The organism is Flavonifractor sp. DFI.6.63 (assembly GCF_024462255.1).
GTDB lineage: Bacteria > Bacillota > Clostridia > Oscillospirales > Oscillospiraceae > Lawsonibacter_A > Lawsonibacter_A hominis.
In genome coordinates this window covers 1-17,099 of the sequence record NZ_JANGBE010000013.1, presented here as the reverse complement: position 1 = coordinate 17,099, position 17,099 = coordinate 1, and the positions used below count along the sequence as shown (strand labels likewise).

Annotated in this window: 14 protein-coding genes; 2 read left to right on the top strand and 12 right to left on the bottom strand. The window is 59.4% G+C overall.

Annotated features, from left to right (window positions below):
- Positions 1-26 precede the first annotated feature (26 nt).
- The gene (locus NE547_RS08620; protein WP_256175402.1) at positions 27-1,625 is read left to right on the top strand and encodes a BCCT family transporter; all 1,599 of its coding nucleotides are present in this window, start codon (positions 27-29) and stop codon (positions 1,623-1,625) included.
- A gap of 651 nt (positions 1,626-2,276) precedes the next feature.
- Here NE547_RS08620 and NE547_RS08615 read toward each other — a convergent pair.
- From NE547_RS08615 to NE547_RS08585, 7 genes are all read right to left on the bottom strand, one after another.
- Complete coding sequence (locus NE547_RS08615; protein WP_256175400.1) at positions 2,277-3,800, bottom strand: FGGY-family carbohydrate kinase; 1,524 nt, start codon at positions 3,798-3,800, stop codon at positions 2,277-2,279.
- 14 nt (positions 3,801-3,814) lie between these two features.
- On the bottom strand, positions 3,815-4,903 hold the full coding sequence (locus tag NE547_RS08610) for an alcohol dehydrogenase catalytic domain-containing protein (RefSeq protein ID WP_256175398.1): 1,089 nt from the start codon (positions 4,901-4,903) through the stop codon (positions 3,815-3,817).
- 35 nt (positions 4,904-4,938) lie between these two features.
- A complete protein-coding gene (locus NE547_RS08605) occupies positions 4,939-5,715 on the bottom strand; it encodes an SDR family oxidoreductase (RefSeq protein ID WP_186906879.1) in 777 nt (258 codons plus the stop codon).
- 13 nt (positions 5,716-5,728) lie between these two features.
- Entirely contained in the window at positions 5,729-6,694 is a 966-nt protein-coding gene (locus NE547_RS08600) for an ABC transporter permease (protein ID WP_186906878.1), read from the bottom strand.
- 19 nt (positions 6,695-6,713) lie between these two features.
- Positions 6,714-8,213, bottom strand: coding sequence for a sugar ABC transporter ATP-binding protein (locus NE547_RS08595; protein ID WP_256175395.1), 1,500 nt, complete (start codon positions 8,211-8,213; stop codon positions 6,714-6,716).
- 99 nt (positions 8,214-8,312) lie between these two features.
- Positions 8,313-9,407, bottom strand: a complete 1,095-nt coding sequence (locus tag NE547_RS08590; RefSeq protein ID WP_186906876.1) for a sugar ABC transporter substrate-binding protein — start codon at positions 9,405-9,407, stop codon at positions 8,313-8,315.
- Between the two features lie 56 nt (positions 9,408-9,463).
- Positions 9,464-10,279 (bottom strand): N-acyl homoserine lactonase family protein, encoded by an 816-nt coding sequence (locus tag NE547_RS08585; RefSeq protein ID WP_186906875.1) that lies wholly within the window; start codon positions 10,277-10,279, stop codon positions 9,464-9,466.
- A gap of 368 nt (positions 10,280-10,647) precedes the next feature.
- Here NE547_RS08585 and NE547_RS08580 point away from each other — a divergent pair, with 368 nt between their 5' ends.
- Positions 10,648-11,775 carry an ROK family transcriptional regulator gene (locus tag NE547_RS08580; RefSeq protein WP_186906874.1) on the top strand — a complete coding sequence of 376 codons (1,128 nt, stop codon included), beginning with the start codon at positions 10,648-10,650 and terminating at the stop codon, positions 11,773-11,775.
- A gap of 133 nt (positions 11,776-11,908) precedes the next feature.
- On the opposite strand, the gene prfB is transcribed toward NE547_RS08580, so the two are convergent.
- The 5 genes from prfB to NE547_RS08555 form a co-directional block, all read right to left on the bottom strand.
- Positions 11,909-13,030, bottom strand: coding sequence for a peptide chain release factor 2 (gene prfB, locus NE547_RS08575; RefSeq protein ID WP_186907005.1), 1,122 nt, complete (start codon positions 13,028-13,030; stop codon positions 11,909-11,911).
- Positions 13,031-13,396: 366 nt separating this feature from the next.
- Positions 13,397-14,527, bottom strand: coding sequence for a DHHW family protein (locus tag NE547_RS08570; protein WP_256175393.1), 1,131 nt, complete (start codon positions 14,525-14,527; stop codon positions 13,397-13,399).
- Between the two features lie 85 nt (positions 14,528-14,612).
- Entirely contained in the window at positions 14,613-16,016 is a 1,404-nt protein-coding gene (locus tag NE547_RS08565) for an MBOAT family protein (protein ID WP_256175391.1), read from the bottom strand.
- 88 nt (positions 16,017-16,104) lie between these two features.
- A complete protein-coding gene (locus NE547_RS08560; RefSeq protein ID WP_256175389.1) occupies positions 16,105-16,818 on the bottom strand; it encodes a DUF4358 domain-containing protein in 714 nt (237 codons plus the stop codon).
- Between the two features lie 77 nt (positions 16,819-16,895).
- On the bottom strand, positions 16,896-17,099 hold a 204-nt coding region (locus tag NE547_RS08555; protein ID WP_256175387.1), incomplete at its 5' end, for a hypothetical protein.

Genomic DNA, 17,099 nt, shown 5'->3' with positions numbered 1-17,099 from the left:
AATGAAATGAGAGGAGAGATTTCCACGTGAAAAAGCAAGGTTTTAGAGAGTCTTTGAAGCTGATTGACAAGAAAGTCCTCATCATCTCTTGGATTGCACTCCTGGCCCTGTCCCTCCCCATCATCCTGTTTCCGGAGGCCAGTGGTGCAGTTGTCGGCACACTGAACGGCTGGGTCTTGGATTATCTGGGCGCACCTTATATGTGGTTTGGTATCTTCTGCCTCATCTTTTGCATCTACATCATCGTCAGCCGCTATGGCAAGGTCCATCTGGGGGACAAGGGCGAAAAGCCCGAGTTCAAGACATTCTCTTGGGCTGCTATGCTGTTTTGCTGCGGTGTCGGTGCCGGCGTGCTATACTGGGGCTTCATCGAGTGGGGCTATTATTTCCAGGCGCCTCCCTTAGGCCTTGAATACGGCACTTGGCAGGCCGGCGAGATGGCTCCCGCTTATGGCTTCTTCCACTGGGGGCCCACTGCCTGGGCCATCTACGCCGTCTCTGCCTGTACCTTTGGCTATATCATGTTCGTGAGAAAGAGCAATGTTCTAAAATGCAGTGAGGGTTGCCGCGGCCTGCTGGGTAAGAAGGTGGATGGCCCCCTGGGCAAGGTCATCGACGTGTTCTTCATCTTCGGCATCGTGGGCGCCGTGGCCACCTCCCTGGGTCTTGCCAATCCTCTGGTTACAGCATGCATTTGCACCCTGTTTGGAATCGAAGCCACCCCCATGCTCCAGATCATCATCCTGCTCATCATCGTTGCCATGTTTGGTCTCAGCGCTTACTCCGGCCTGAACAAGGGGATCAAGTTCCTCAGCGACTCAGGCGTATGGCTGGCTTTGCTGCTGATCGCATTTGTCTTCGTGGTTGGCGACACCAAGTTTATCTATGATACCACCACCACAGCTATCGGCCTTATGGCGCAGAATTTTATCCGGATGTCCACTTGGCTCGACTCCATCGGGTTATCCGGCTTTCCCCAAAGCTGGACTGTGTTCTACTGGGCATGGTGGGCCGGCTACGCCCCCTTCCTGGGCATGTTTATCGCCCGCATTTCCAAGGGCCGCACCGTCAAGAGTATGGTAGCCGGTTCCCTGCTGTTTGGCAGCGCAGGCTGCATCCTTTTCTTTGGTGTGCTGGGCAACTATGGCCTGGACCTCCAGTTGAGCGGCGCCTTCGACGTGGTCAACTCCCTCAGCGAGATCGGTCCCGCCAACACCATTGTGGAAATCCTGCTTACCCTCCCCTTCGGGAAGATTGCTGTCATTTTGGTGGCCCTGCTCTGTTTCGTCTTTGCGGCCAATTCCTATGACTCAGCCTCCTATATCATCGCTGCCAACTCTCAGATTCGCGTGGAGAACGGTGAATCCGTGCCTATCCTGCGGCTAATCTGGGCTTTTGGCCTGTCCCTGATCCCTATTGGCTTTATCATTTTGGATGCGCCTCTGGCTACCCTGCAGACTGCTACCCTGGTGCTGTCCATCCCCATCGCTTTTATCATCGTGATTATTGGTATCTCCTATCTCAAGATGGTTAAGGAAGATATCCTCTCCGGCGTTTTGGATCAGCCTCTTGTCGTGCGTAACTTCTCCGAGCTCACGAAGACTGAGATCTCTGCCAAAAAGTAAATCGTTGACGATGACATGATATCAAAAGGGGCGCGCTGTAGAATAAAGTTTCCAACGCGCCCCTTTTCTGCTCATGTTAGCGAAGCGGCAGAGGACAGCCGCCTATTGCGGATAGAGCGGAAAACCGGCGGCAGGGCACATGGAAAACGACCATGTGGCCTGCCGCCGGTTTGCTGTTTTATGGGGGAAACCTTAACGGGCGGTATAAAGAAAAACGATTGGAACCCGCCACCCCGATAAAGGGATAAAGAGGCAGGGAGGATCGGCACCCAGCGGACATTTTTCCTAATTTGACAGCGGGAAAAGGCTTTTTTCAGGGCGTTTCGTCCGCATGCTTTTGTGAACAGGCCCTATAAGGGCCTACTCAAGCTACCACTTTAGCTGGTAGTTATGACTTTGCTGGATGGCTTTGGAAAACAGGGGCGCCGCTCTGCGGATCAGCAGCAAGCGGGTTTGCAATCCGGTGCGAAGCGAGAGGAGAAACAGCCGGAGTCTCCCCCGCAGAACTGCAGCGATGAAAGGAATTCTGCTGCGTCAATGGCGGCGGGGTGCAGGATGCGGAGAAAACGGTTCAGCGCGGCTTGCGGTGCCGTTGGGGAAAAGCCGGGATGGGGTCCCATCGGAGCCCCGGCCTTGGACGGGAGGCGCTGCTCAGGACAGTTTGGATATGGCCGCCATGTCCTGTTCCAGGTCGCGGTAGACCGCGTGATAGAGCTTGTAGTAGTCATTGTATTTGGCGTGGGCTTCCGGGTCGGGCCGTACCTTCTCATCCAGCACCTGCCAGCTCCTGATATCCTCCAGAGTGAGCGTGCCGGTACCCAAGCCTGCCAGCATCACATCGCCCAGGTTGGCCTCGACATCGTGGATCGGGCAGACCACCGCGTGGCCGGTCACGTCCGCGAAGATCTGACGCCACAGGGGAGACTTGCTGACGCCGCCCGCCAACAGGATATATTCGCCCAGGTCCTCGCCGGTGGACTCCATGGTGTGGCGCAGGGAGTAGGCCACCGCTTCCAGAAAAGCCCGGTAAATATGGGCTTTGGTGTGGGCCAGAGAGAGGCCGAAGATAACGCCCTTGGCATCCGTATTCCAGACGGGGCTGCGCTCTCCCATAAAATGGGGCAGTACGATAAGGCCGCCGGAGCCGGGAGGGATGCTGGCCGCCTGCTCGTCCAGGACGGCGTAGGCGTTCGCTCCGCCGGCGTCTTCTTCCGCCTTCTCGCGCTGGGCAAAGGTATCGCGGAACCACTTGACCACAGCGCCGGCGGTGGCGCCGCCGCCGAAGGAGTAGGACAGCGCCTTGGAGTTGATGACATAGGGCCACTCGATGAGCCCCTGAGCCCGGATGGGGCGGTCATGGATCAGAGCGGCGCACATCGAGGTGCCGATGGCGGCCACATACTCGCCGGGCTCAAAGACGCCCAGACCAAAGGAGGCCACGCCGCAGTCCACGCCGCCGGCGCACACAGGGGTTCCCTCATTCAAGCCCAGCTCCAGCCCGGCCTGGGCGGTGAGGCCGCCCACGATGTCCCGGGACTCTACGATGCGCGGGGGCATCATCGTGCGGGGGATCCCCATGTCATCCATCAGCTCGTACGACCAGCCGTGTGCATTCATATCGAAGATACCGCCGATATTGCCTGCGGCAGAGTAGTCGATCGCCACCTGCCCGGTAAGCCGATAGATGACATAGTTGTTGGGAGGGAGAAAGAGACGGGTACGGCGCCAGTTGTCCGGTTCGTTGTCCCTTATCCAGAGGATCTTCAGATAACCGTAATAGGGGTCGGTGCCGTTGTGGGTGATACGCTGCAGTTTTTCCGGATCGATGTGTTCTTCCACCCAGCGCTGCTGAACCGCGGCCCGGCGATCCATCCAGATCAGGCAGGGGCGTACGGGTTCCATCTGCTCGTCCAGCGGGATGCCGGAGCCGCCGTAGAGTCCGCTGATGCAGATACCGGCCACGTCGGCAGGGGATACTCCGGATTTCTGCACCGTATTGCGGATGGAGCGCTTTGCAGCGTCCAGCCACACATCCGGCCACTGCTCGGCCCAAAGCGGCTGGGGGGTGAGCACGTCGTATTCCTGGAGATCCTGGGCGATGAGCCGGCCCTGCGTATCCATAAGAATGGATTTGGTGCCCGAGGTACCGATGTCGGTACCGATAAGGTATTTCATCATGCCCTCCCGATTCAGAAGCGGAAGGCGACCTTGAAGTCGCCGTATTGGCCGGAGGCGCGGTCAAAAGCGGTCTTCCAGTCGTCCAGGGAAAAGACGCTGCTGACCACGCCGCGGGTCTTCAGCGTTCCGTCGGCAATGTGGTCGATGACGTAGGGGAAGCAGTAGGGGGAGAGGTGGGAACCCAGCACGTCCAGCTCCTTCCGGTCTCCGATGATCGACCAGTCCAACTGGGTAGGCGCGCCGAAAACGGAAAACTCCACAAAGCGGCCCAGCTTGCGGATCATCTGCATGCCCTGCACCACGGAGGAGGGATGCCCGGTGGCCTCGATATAGATATCGCACCCATAGCCGTCGGTGATCTCCTGAATGGCGGCGACCACGTCCATTTTACCCGGGTTCCATACCAGGTCGGCGCCAAATTCCCGCGCCTTTTCCAGCCGCTCGTCCAGCATATCCAGAACGATGAGCTTTTTGGGGCTGCGCAGTTTGGCGTAGGTCACCATGCCGAGTCCCAGGGTGCCGGCACCCGAGAGCACCACCACATCCTCGCAGCCGATGTCCGCCCGGTCCACACAGTGCTTGGAGCAGGCATAGGGCTCGATGAGCAGGGCGTCTTCCAAAGGCATGTCCTGGGGGACCCGGTGGATGACGGAGCGACCGGTGGGAATGCGCACATACTCTGCCATGCCGCCGCAGAAATCGTGGAAGAAGCCGTAGATCTCGTGCGGCTGGCACATCCAGTAATGTCCGTCTTTGCAGAAGCGGCACGCACCGCAGGGAGCGATTTGATCCACCGCGATGCGCTCGCCCAGGGCGTAGCCGCTGACGTTCTCCCCGGCCCAGACCACTTTGCCGATGAACTCATGGCCGGGAATGAAGGGGGGCTTGACCCATGCGGGCTGGGTGTCGTCCCCCCAGAACATGGCCGCTCCATGCTGACACTTCAGGTCGCCGGCACAGATGCCGCAGCCCTCGGTCCGGATCAACAGATCGTCGGGGCCGCAGGCGGGGACGGGATAGTCCGTCTCCAGACGGTAGTCGGTGGCGCTGTAGGCCACAAGAGCCTTCATGGTTTTGGGCAGAGTTCCCTTTGCTTCCATAACTAGTCTACTACCTTTCACAGCAAAATTTTCACTCAGATACAAGTAAAGGCGCCGTCGATGACGAAATCAGCGCCGGTGGTAAAGGCGCTGGAGTCCCCCGCCAGATATACGCAGATGGCCTGCAGCTCCTCGGGCTTTCCCATGCGGTGCAGGGGCGCCACGGCGTTCCACTGCTCAATGAGGGGGACGAGCGTGGGGGAGTTTAGGGTAAGCTCGGTGCCGATATAACCGGGACTGATGCAGTTGACCCGTACATTGCGGGCGGCCCATTCCACCGCCAGGGACTTGGTGAGCTGAATGACCCCGGCCTTAGAGGCGTTGTAAGAGCACTGAGGCTGTGGGACATTGACGATATGGGCCGACATGGAGGCGGTGTTGATGATGGAACCGCCCCCCTGCCGGAGCATCTGCCGCCCCGCCGCCTGGGCGGTGAGGAAAACGCCCGTCAGGTTGACGTCCACAACGCTGCGCCACTGCTCATAGCTCATCTCCTCGGCGGGGATGTTCCGGCAGATGCCCGCGTTGCAGAAGGCCACGTCCAGCTTGCCGTAGCGGGCCAGGATGGAGGCCATCATGGCGTCCACATCCGCCGGATCGGTCACGTCCGCCCGGACGGCCAGGGTGCGTGCGCCGGTGCCGGCGGCCAGGGCGGCAGCGGTTTTCTCCGCCTCGTCCAGGTCGATGTCTACAATGGCCACGTCTGCTCCGGCCTCGCAGAAGGCCGTGGCCACGCTCTTGCCGATCCCGCGGGCGCCACCGGTGACAAACGCCGTCTTCCCGTCCAGCCGCAGCTTTTCGATGATACCCATATACGCAGCCTCCTTACTTCTTGCTCATCAGGGCTTCCAGGTTGCTCATGGCCACGGCAAAGAGGAAGACCAGGCCCTTAATGATCCACTGCCAGTACTCGGGCACGTTGCACATGGTCAGGCCATTGGAGAGAATGCCGATGATAAAGGAGCCGATAAACACATTCAGTACGAAGCCCTTGCCGCCCTGGAGGGTGACGCCGCCCAGGACGGTGGCGGTGAGCACGTCCATGGCGAAGTCGGAGCCGGTGGAGGGCTGGCCGGTCCCCAGACGGGCGGCCATCAGAACGCCGGCGATGCCTGCGGTGACGGCAGAGACCACAAAGGTACCCACCACGACGGCACGGGTCTTGATGCCGGAAAGACGGGCGGCTTCCTGATTGCCGCCCACGGCATAGATCCGCCGGCCCAGAAAGGTGCGGTTGAGAAGCAGAAAGCCCAGGGCGAACATGACCACCATGACGATGAGGGGAATGGGGATCACGCCGAAGAGGAACCCCTGGCCCAGGTGCTTGAAGCGGTCGGACAATCCGGTGACCGAGCTGCCGCCGGTCATCAGGTAAGTAAATCCCTTGATAATCGTCTGCATGGCCAGCGTGCCAATGAGGGAGGGGATCTTGAGCACGGCGGTCAGCGTGCCGGAGACCAGGCCGAACACACAGCACAGCAGCAGCGTGAGCAGGAAGGCCACCGGGATGGACAGGCCCATCTGGGTCATCAGCGTGGCGGAAAGGCAGCCGGTAAAGGCCAGGATGGAGCCCACGGAGATGTCGATCTCGCCCACCAGCAGCACCATGGTCATCCCAACGCCGGCAATGCCGTAGAAGGAGACCTGACGGCCCACCAGAAAGAGGTTGTTGGGGGTAAAGAAGTTGGAGTTGGCCACCGAGAAAATAATAAGCTCCAGGATCAGGATAAAAATAATGCCGAATTTATTGTAGAAGGAAATCAGCTTTCCCGCGGTTCCTTTTGTATTCATGGTTATCTCCTCATCTCCATCACGCCAGGCCGGAGGCAAGGCTGAGTATTTTGTCCTGAGTAGCGTCCTGATAGAAAAGCTCGCCCTTCAGCGCGCCCTCATGCATCACCAGGATGCGGTCGCTCAGATTCAGGATCTCGGACATCTCGGACGAGATGACGATCATGCTTTTCCCCTTGGACTTCAGGGCAAACAGAAAGTCGTAGATTTCGCGCTTGGCGCCCACGTCGATACCGCGGGTGGGCTCGTCAAAGATGAGAATGTCCGCGTTGGTGGACAGCCACTTGGCCAGGACGATCTTCTGCTGATTGCCGCCGGAAAGGCTGGAGACCGGCTTGTCCAGGGAGGGCAGCTTGACGGACAGCAGCTTGACCTTGGATTGAAGCAGCTCCTTCTCCTTGCGGCTGGAGATCATCAGGCCGCGGCACAGCCTTTGGATGACCACAATGGACATATTGATGCTGATGGGCAGGATGAGCATGAGGCCCTCCCGTTTGCGGTCCTCTGGAATGAGTCCGATGCCGTTTTTGATGGCCTGAGAGGGGTTTTTGATGGCGACCGGCCTGCCGCGGATGGAGATGGTCCCCTTGTCCAGCTTGTCCGCGCCGAAAATGGCGCGCACGGTCTCGGTGCGGCCTGCGCCCACCAGGCCCGCAATACCCAGGATCTCCCCCTCTTTTAATTCAAAAGAGACGTCCTTGAGCTTCCGGTTGGTCAGGTGTTCCACCTTTAAAACGGTGTTGGCCCCGGCATAGTCGAAGCGGCCCGGACGGGGAGGAAACTCCTGCGACAGCTCGCGGCCGATCATCAGGTGGATGAGCTCTTCCTTGCTGGTGTCGGCCACATCCATGGTACGAATGAACTGCCCATCCCGCAGGACCGTGATCTTGTCGCACATGCGGAAGACTTCTTCCAGCCGGTGGGAGATGTAGATCATGGAGATGCCGTCCGCCTTCAGTTTGGCGAGCACCCGGAACAGGATGTCGATCTCTGCGTTGGTCAGCGGCGCGGTGGGCTCGTCCAGGATGAGCAGTTTGCTCTCTTCCAGAAGGGCCTTGGCGATCTCCACCAGCTGGCAGTAGGCCACCGAGATATCCTTGATCTTGGCCTGACAGTCGATGTTGACGCCCATGTCCGCAAAGACCGCACGGCTGCGCTGAAGCATGGCCTTGGAGTCGATCAGGGGACCGCGGCGGATCTCCTTGCCGACAAACAGGTTTTCCCAGATGGACAGCTCCGGCACCAGATTGAACTCCTGATACACCATGCCGATTCCCGCTGCCTTGGCCTTAATGGGGGTCAGGCTGGGGTAGGTCTGGCCGCCGGTGACGATGCTGCCGCTCTCCGGTGTGATAGCGCCGGAGAGAATTTTGCACAAGGTGGATTTGCCCGCGCCGTTTTCTCCGATCAGGGCGTGGATCTCCCCTTCCCGAAAATCGACGCTGACATGATCCAGCACGGTAATGGGGCCATAGCTCTTGGTCAGGCCCTGCGCTGAGAGAATGATCTTTTTCTCCATAGTGTCACCTTTCCGGTGCTCCCGACTGCCGGAAAGGCAGCTTCCGGACGCCCGCCCGATGACGAGCGGGCGTCCGGAAGAAGGGAGCGCAGGTTTTTCTTACATGTTGTTGACGAAATCGATGAGGTCCTGGGAGATGACGTACTCGGGCTCACGGGAGCGATAGTCGTCCACGTTGTCCTTGGTGATGGCAATGGTGGTGATGGGGAAGGGATCGTCATAGTCCATGCCCAGAGCGATCTTCACCATGTTCTCCACCCAGTAGAAGCCGATCTCGGACACAAAGCGGTCGTTGCCCACCGTGCAGCGGTAGACGGTATCCTCCTGCACATAGTCCAGCACGGTGTCGGTGCCGTCGCAGGAGCCCAGGTACATGTTGGTGGTGTCCAGCCCGGACTGGACGATGGCCTGGTAGGCCCCGATGCCCATTTCGTCGTTGTACACCAGCACCATGTCCACGTCCGGATTGGCCTGAAGGGCGGACTCGGTAGTGGCCATGGCGTCCTCGGAGCTTGTGGCTTCCACGGTGACCCACTCCAGCTTGCTCTCGTCGCACAGGGCCTTGATGGCGTCCTGCCAGCCCTGGCTGCGCTGTACGGCGGCCTCCTCCAGCGTGGTGATCACGTTGAGGATTTTGGCGGAGCCGTCCAGCTTGCTGTTGATCCAGTCGGCGGCGTTCTCGCCCAGGCTGTAGCCCCAGTCATACTCGTTGTAGCCAAAGTAGGTGGTCGCGCCCACGCTGGTGTCGTAGGGATAGATACCCACCGGGATGCCGGCGTCCATGGCGTGCTTCAGGGTGTCCTTCATCGTCTCCACGGAGATGCATTGGCACAGGATGCCGTCCACGTTCTGGGCGATGTAGTTCTCCACGTTGGTGACCTGCTTTTCCGGTTCCATGTTGCCGCCGTCGGTGATGATCACATTGCAGTTGGTCTGTGCCATGAATTCCTTGTAGCCCACCACCAGGTTTGCCATAAACTCGTGGCGCAGAGACATGACGCAGGCGCCGACGGAGATGTCGGAGAGGTCCACCACCAGATCGCTGTTGGCGGCAGGGGTCTCGGGGGCGCCGCTCTCAGGCGTACTGGTCTGGGGCGCACCCGTGCTGGGGGCGGTCCCGCCGCTGCCGGAACAGCCGGACAGGCAGGTGACGGCAAGCGCGGCGGCAAGCGCGAGAGAAAGCAGTTTTTTCACATCAAATACCCTCTTTCTGTTTTTATATACGGCAGGAGATCCTGTCATATCCATCCTTAGTCGTAGTACCCCTGGTGGGATTTGATCAGCGTTTCAAATTGGGCCATATCGTGGCCGTACAGGATCTTGGCACCGGTGCGCTTGGCGTAGTCCAGCAGATACTGGGCGGAGCGGCGGAAGCCGAGCGAGTCGTACAGAATGCCGGGCACCTGGATCTCCGGCTTCACATTTTCCTCAAAATAGATGGCGTCGGCCACCACTAGCAGAGGGCCGGTGTGCTCCAGCTCCACCTTCATGGCCACCATGCCGAAGGAGTGGCCGGAGCCCAGATTCAGCAGGGTGACGCCGGGGACCAGTTCCACTTCCCGCTCGTCCGGGCGCAGCAGGCGCCAGTTGAGCTGGGCGTCGATGAAGTGCCGGATGTCGGAAGGGACGTGAACGTCCAGGCCCCGGCCGGTGACAAAGGCCTTCAGCGTGGCGGTAAACTCCTCCTCACTGACGATCACCTGGGCGTTTTTAAAGTGGTGGAGGTTGCCGGCGTGATCCACATGCAGGTGGGAGATGACCACATACCTGATATCCTCCGGGGCGACGCCCAGCTGGGCCAGGCGATTGAGAAGCAATTGCTCCTCCGTGACATAATAGGGGGACTGCTCGGGGATAAAGGCGGGCCAGTTGCGCTCCCAATCCGGGTCGCAGCCGGTGTCGAAGAGGATCCAGCCGTCCTCGTGCTCGATGAGATAGGCCTGGATGGGGATGTTGATCCACTCGGTTTCAGGGTTGCGGTTGGAGGCGGTGGCCGAGTTGGCTCCGGCGATAAAAAACGATTTGTCCAGGGTCTCCCAGCCGTTGTCCAGAATGTAAAATTTCAACGCGATCCCTCCTGTGCTTCACTTTCGGCTATCTTAATTATCAAAACACTTTTTGTAATCTGATTTAATAAACTGATTACATATTAGGAGTGGACTGTAAATTTGTCAAGAGACAAGATGAAAAAAGAAACTGATTTGGCTAAAGTGTCAAATTTGATTTTTCAAAATTGTATACATTGAGCAATCCAATTCGGAATTTTTTTCCTTGCACAACCAGCTTAAGTGTGATATAGATATAATGAGATGGTTTTAGAAAATGGTTTTTAATAAGCGGGCAGGGCCATGGACGGGAAGGCTTTGGATGATATGGCTTTCCTTTTTTTAACGGATAGAATGTGAAAAAATTAACGTTTGAGAGCTGAGGGAATATGGAGCAGAAGATTACCGCCAATATGGGAATCAAGCAGGCCAACCGCACCAATATTTATAACCTCCTCCACGGCGAGGGCGCGCTGTCCAAGCAGGCCATTGTGGGACGGCTGCACCTGTGCCTGCCCACTGTGACCCAGAATATCGCCCAGCTGCAGGAGGAGGGACTGGTGGAAGAGGTCGGCTTTTTGAGTAATACCGGCGGGCGGCGGGCAAAGACCTTCGACGTGGTCGCCGGCGCCCGCACGGCCATCGGCCTGGATATCACCCGCAACCACATCACCGCCGTGGCGGTAGATCTGCGGGGGACCATCACTGCCAGCGTCCGCCTGCGGTGCCGATTCGAGCGCACGGACGCCTACTACCGCCGTTTGGGGGCGGTAGTAGAGCAGATCATCCAGGAGGCCGGACTGCGGGCAGAGCATATCCAGGGGGTGGGGATCGGTCTGCCTGCGCTTATCGCCGGGGACAACCAGAGTGTTTTTTACGGAAAGATCCTGGAGATCACCGGAGTGACCGGGGCGGAGTTTGCCCGGTATATTCCCTATCCCACCGCTCTGTTCAACGATGCCAATGCCGCGGGCTTTGCCGAACTTTGGATCAACCGGAACCTCTCCAACGCTTTTTACGTGATGCTCAGCAACAACATCGGCGGCTCGGTGGTCATCAACAATCAGATCTACTCCGGAGAACACCTGCACAGCGGGGAGATCGGACACCTGACCATCGTACCCGATGGAAAGCCCTGCTACTGCGGTAAAAAGGGATGTGTGGACACCTACTGCGCGGCCACCGTGCTGTCCTCCCTGACCGATGGGGACCTGGCCGCCTTTTTTGCCCTGCTGAACCGGGGCGCGCCGGAGGCCGGGGCGCGGTGGGACACGTATCTGGATCACCTGGCGGTCACCATCGCCAATCTGTATATGCTCTTCGATTGTCCCATCATATTGGGGGGGTATGTGGGCGCGTACATTGGGGATTATCTGGAGGAGCTCAAGCGGCGGATTGACCAGTATAATATTTTCGGGGACCGTCCGGATTACCTGCGGGTGTGCTGCTACAAGCAGGAGGCCATCGCCGCCGGGGCCGCCCTTAACTTTATTTCCGACTTTCTGCGTACGATTTAGAAAAAGAACAACGGGGCCCGCAGCATACGCTGCGGGCCCCGTTGCAGTTGGAAGGCCGCTGCCGTCCGGATCCGATATACCGGGCAACGGGCGCTCACAAGTCCGGCCGCCCATTGGTTCGGGTGCGGGACGCTTACTTTTCCAGCCAGTTCCCAGTGGCCTCAGCCTTCAGGTAGGCGTTGATAAAGCCGTCCAGATCGCCGTCCATCACGCCGCCCACATTGCTGGTCTCATATCCGGTGCGGGTATCTTTGACCAGCTGGTAGGGCATAAATACATAGGAACGGATCTGGCTGCCCCATTCGATCTTCATCTGCACGCCCTTCAGGTCGGAGATCTTTTCCGCATGGGCCTGCATCTGCAGCTCCACCAGCTTGGAGCGCAGCATCTTCATACAGGTGTCCCGGTTTTGGAACTGGGACCGCTCCTGCTGGGAGGAGACCACGATGCCGGTGGGCTTGTGGATCAGCCGCACGGCGGAGGAGGTCTTGTTGATGTGCTGGCCGCCCGCGCCGGAGGAGCGGAAGACCTGCATCTCGATGTCCTCGGGACGGATATCCACCTCCACGTCGTCGGGGATCTCGGGCATGACCTCCAGCGCGGCGAAAGAGGTCTGCCGGCGGGCGTTGGCGTCAAAGGGGGAGACCCGCACCAGGCGGTGCACGCCGTGCTCGCTCTTCAGGTGGCCGTAGGCGTTTTCCCCCTCGATCAGAATGGTGGCGCTTTTGATGCCCGCCTCGTCGCCGTCCAGATAGTCGATGACCTGGTAGTTGTAGCCGTGGCGCTCGGCCCAGCGGGTGTACATGCGGTAAAGCATCTGGGCCCAATCCTGGGCCTCGGTGCCTCCGGCGCCGGCGTGGAACGTCAAAATGGCGTTGGAATTATCATATTCGCCGGTGAGCAGGGTGGACAGCTTGGCGTCCTCCACGGCGGCCACGAGGGCGGCAAAGCCTTCCTCCACCTCGGGCACCAGACTCTCATCCTCGGCCTCGTTGCCAAGCTCGCACAGGGTCATCAGATCATCCCACTGAGTCTTGCGCTTCTGCTGGCCTTCGATTTTGTTGCGCAGCTGCTTGACCCGCTGCTGTACCTTCTGGGCCTTCTCCAGGTTGTCCCAAAAGCCGTCGGAGGCGCTCTCCGATTCCAGCATCTCCGCCTCCCGCTGGGCGGCCTCCAGCCCCAGGGCCTGGTCCAGATCCTCCAGTTCGGGGCGCAGGTTGTTCAGCTTTACTTTGTATTCGTCAAACTGCAGCATCACATACACTCTCATTTCCATAAAATAGCCCTCATATTATATCCAAAGAAGCCGGTAATGTAAAGGGCAAACGGCTTCCGGACGCCAAAAAACCGCCCGAAGGCGGGCGGTTTTCAACGGTCACTGGCAAGCCAGTCCGGGTCGGCGCGGAAAATGAGATCGTCCACGTCCTCCCTGGGAGCGGCGTCAGGCCTGGACGGCGTATGTTCCTCGTGCTCCTGCATCTGCCTAACCTCCTTCGTGAGTGATGTACATATCAGTATATGCCTTCCCACGGAAAAGATGCACGGGAATCCTGTCGTGCGTATGGGAAAACCCGGCATGGCGAAGCCATGCCGGGTCAGCAGGGGTGTGCTCACGCTTCAGTCACCGGCCCAGCCAGACCAGGTTGGAATCGGTGACAAAGTTGGGCACGCTGTAGAGCACCACCGCAGCGTCGATTCCGTTTTGCTTGATATAGTCGGCGACGGAGAGCTTGTAGTAGCGCAGGTCGATGAGGTGGATCTCGGAATAATGGGCGGTGAGGAAGGGGGCCAGAGAGTCGGTGTAGGAATCCCGGATCAGCAGCAGCTTGGGGCCCTCCCGGCCGGTGCGGATGACCCCCAGGGACTGCTGCCCGCCCAGGAACATGGCATACTTGTCCTTCACGGCGAGGAAGGATTTGTCGTACAGCTGCCGGGGCTCCTCCACCGGATTGCCGTTTTTATCGTAGGTGTAGGAGGTGACGGTGATCCCGTCGTCGGGCACATAGGTGTCGATCACGTCCGGGCGCACCCAGCGCACGCCGGAGGAGGAAAACACCGTGCCGTAGAAGGCGGTGCTCACCGTCGTCTTGGCGTACTCCGAAAGGGGCACCGGCTCCAGGCCCATGGCGTCCGCCAGGGCGGTATAGCCGTAATAGGCGCCCAGGCTGGTCCAATGGTGATCGGTACGGTAGAAGATATCCTCGTCCCTGTGGGCCCAGAGGGAAGGGTAGGTATCATACCAGTTTGCCTGGGTGGCCGCCTGCGCCTGGGTCAGCAGGTCGGTCTGGCTGGCGTTGGGCGCGCCCTCGGGCAGGCGGTCGGCCCAGATGCAGGCCTGTGTGGGGATCAGCGAGAAATACACCGGGATATCCACATTTTCCACAAACTTATTAACATAACTCAGATTATTCGTCACCTTCCCGGCGTCGGGCGCCTGAAAGTGGGTGATCAGGGTACCCTGCTTGCCGAAGTAGACGCCATTGTTCTCCTGTTTGCCCAGGGCCAGTTCGGTGGCGGACTTCAGGGCGATCCAGCCGTCCCGGAGGACAAACTGGTCGTTGACATAGGTCTCAAAGTCGGACATGAATGCTCCGCTGACCAGCGTCTTGACCGAGGGCGCGGGCAGCTGCTGCAGGGCGCGGTTCTCCAGCTGAGAAAAGTCGCGGTCGGGGGAAAGCGCATTGGCGGCCAGAAACAGGCCCAGGAACGCGCAGAACAGCGCGGTGATGAAAATGCAGTAGCGTTTCGTCATGGGGACCTCCTTAGACGGAAAACAATTTTTTGCCGCGGGCGGAAGGCCGGCGGATCATGCAGGCCGCGCCGGCGGCCGGGCGGCGTCAGAAGCGAAAGTATAAAAATGGGTTATACGTGGCGTCCACCAGATAGGCGGTGGAAAAGACCAGTCCCGCCAGCAGGAGCACGGGCAGCAAAAGACGCATGGACCGCTCCGGCAGACGTCTCCAAAGCCGGGCGGCCAGGGGGGTGGAGGCTACGGCGGAAATCAGCAGTACAGGCAGGAAGGAGCGGAAGTAATACCATGCCGCCGCATCCGTCAGTCCGCCCCCGGCCAGACCGAACATGGCCTTCAGGTAAGCGCCCAGCTGGGAGAAGTCCTCCACGGCAAAGATGGCCCAGCTCACCGCCACCAGAAACAGGGTATACAGATGCCGCAGCAGGGCTGGCAGCTTGTCCAGCAGCTTGAGCAGGAAGGCCTTCTCCAAAATCAGCAGAGCCGCAAAATAAAGCCCCCAGAGCAGGAAATTCCAACTGGCCCCGTGCCAGATGCCCGTGGCGGCCCATACCACCAACAGGTTGAAAAACAGCCGGGGTGTGGAGACCCGGTTGCCGCCCAGAGGGATATACAGATATTCCCGGAACCAGGTGCCCAGGGAGATGTGCCACCGCCGCCAGAACTCGGTGATGGAACGGGAGATATAGGGATAGTTGAAGTTGCGCATGAACTCAAAGCCCAGCATCCGGCCCAGGCCCACGGCCATATCGGAATAGCCGGAGAAGTCAAAGTAGAGCTGAAACGTAAAGGCCGCCACGCCCAGCCAGGCCCCGGCGGTGGTGAGCTCTGCCGCAGGCAGGGCCTTATAGGCATCCCACAGCAGTCCCAGATTGTTGGCCAGCAGGACCTTTTTGGCCAGGCCCACCACAAAGACCTGCACGCCGGAGGCGAACTGTTCCGGAGAATGGGGACGGTGGTCGATCTGATCCCCCAGGTCCTTGTATTTGATAATGGGGCCCGCGATGAGCTGTGGAAACAGGGTGACGAACGTACCGAAGTTGATGAGATTTTTCTGTACCCCGGCGTCGCCGCGGTACACGTCGATGGTATAGCTCATGGTCTGGAAGGTGTAGAAGGAGATGCCGATGGGCAGGCTCAGACCCAGCCGGGGCATGAAGGGCAGCCCGATGGCGGCCAGGCTCCCGGCCACAAAGTCCCAGTATTTGAAAAAGAACAGCAGCGCCAGGTTGAAAATCACGGACGAGGCCACCGCCCGGCGGGCCGCCCGGTCATTGCCGCGCCGCTTGCAGCGTTCCACCAGCATGCCGTGGGTGTAGTCAATGGCAATGGAGGCAAACATGATGAGGATATACACCGGCTCGCCCCAGGCGTAAAAGATCAGGTTGAAGACCAGCAGCACCGCGTTGCGGGCCTTCAGCGGCGTGAGGTAGTAGACCAGCAGCACGATGGGCAGGTACAGGAAGAGAAAATACGGACTGGAAAAGACCAAAAGGTCACCTTCTTTTTTGCGTCATTCCGAATACCGCCCGGCAGGGGAGCCCTGCCGGGCGGTTCCGTTCCATTATAACCGGAAAAGACTATTTTGTATAGGTATTGAAGGCCGATACCGCGTCGGGCGCCGATTCGCTGACGGCGAACAGGATGTAATTGCCGTTGGATACCAGCTTGTAGTTCTGCACCAGCTCCAGCTGGGCGGGCAGATACTGGGACCACTGCTCCTCCAGATCCTTCTGGCGCTGCTCCAGCGCGGATTTTACCGCATCCAGCTTGCCGTCCTTCACCTTGGCAATAAAAAATTCAGTGGCCTGAACGCTCATCATGGGCATCTTGCAGATGTATTCCTCCAAATCGGCCGCGTCGATCCCGTAGAGAGCGGAGAGGGTGTCGGCGTCCACATCCATCAGGGAGGGCAGATCCAGCTTGGCGATGTCGTTCCAGGTGGACGCGACGGGGGAGGCGGACGGCGTGCTCTCCGGCGTGGGAGCGGGCGTGACGGCGCCCCCCGGCTTTTGCGTGGGAACGGGGGTGGCTTGCGGCTTTGCGGTGGCGGCGGGCGCGTCGGAAGGCGGAGGAAGCTCCGGAGCACCGGTCTCCTCCGGGATCGGGGGTTCCTCCGGGGACTCCTCCGGCAGGTCGGGGGAAGCGGTGGGAGCAGCGGTGGCCTGGGGAGACGGTATTGCGGAAGGCGTGGTCTCGGGTGCGGGCGTATTCCCGCCGCCGCAGGCGGACAGCAGGCCCAGACTGAGGGTCCCGGCCAGGGCCAGGACGAGCAGGCGTCGGTTCAGGCTCATAGAGATCGGTTCCTTTCTGATTGGGTTGTGCTGTCTTTGACGGGCGGACAGGACAAAAAGTTCCCGCCTCTGCAAATTTAAGGCATTACCGCATCATTCAACGCGTGCGGATTGGCGCGAAAATTTGTGCCGCAAAAAGGCGCAAAACCGCAGGAATACTTTTTGTATTGCAAGGCTTTGCAACGCATTTGTGGGGCAAATTGGCCGCCAAAACGTGCGTGGGGAATTGTGCGGTGATGCCTTAAAATAAACCGGCGGCCCGGAGCAAGCTGCTCCGGGCC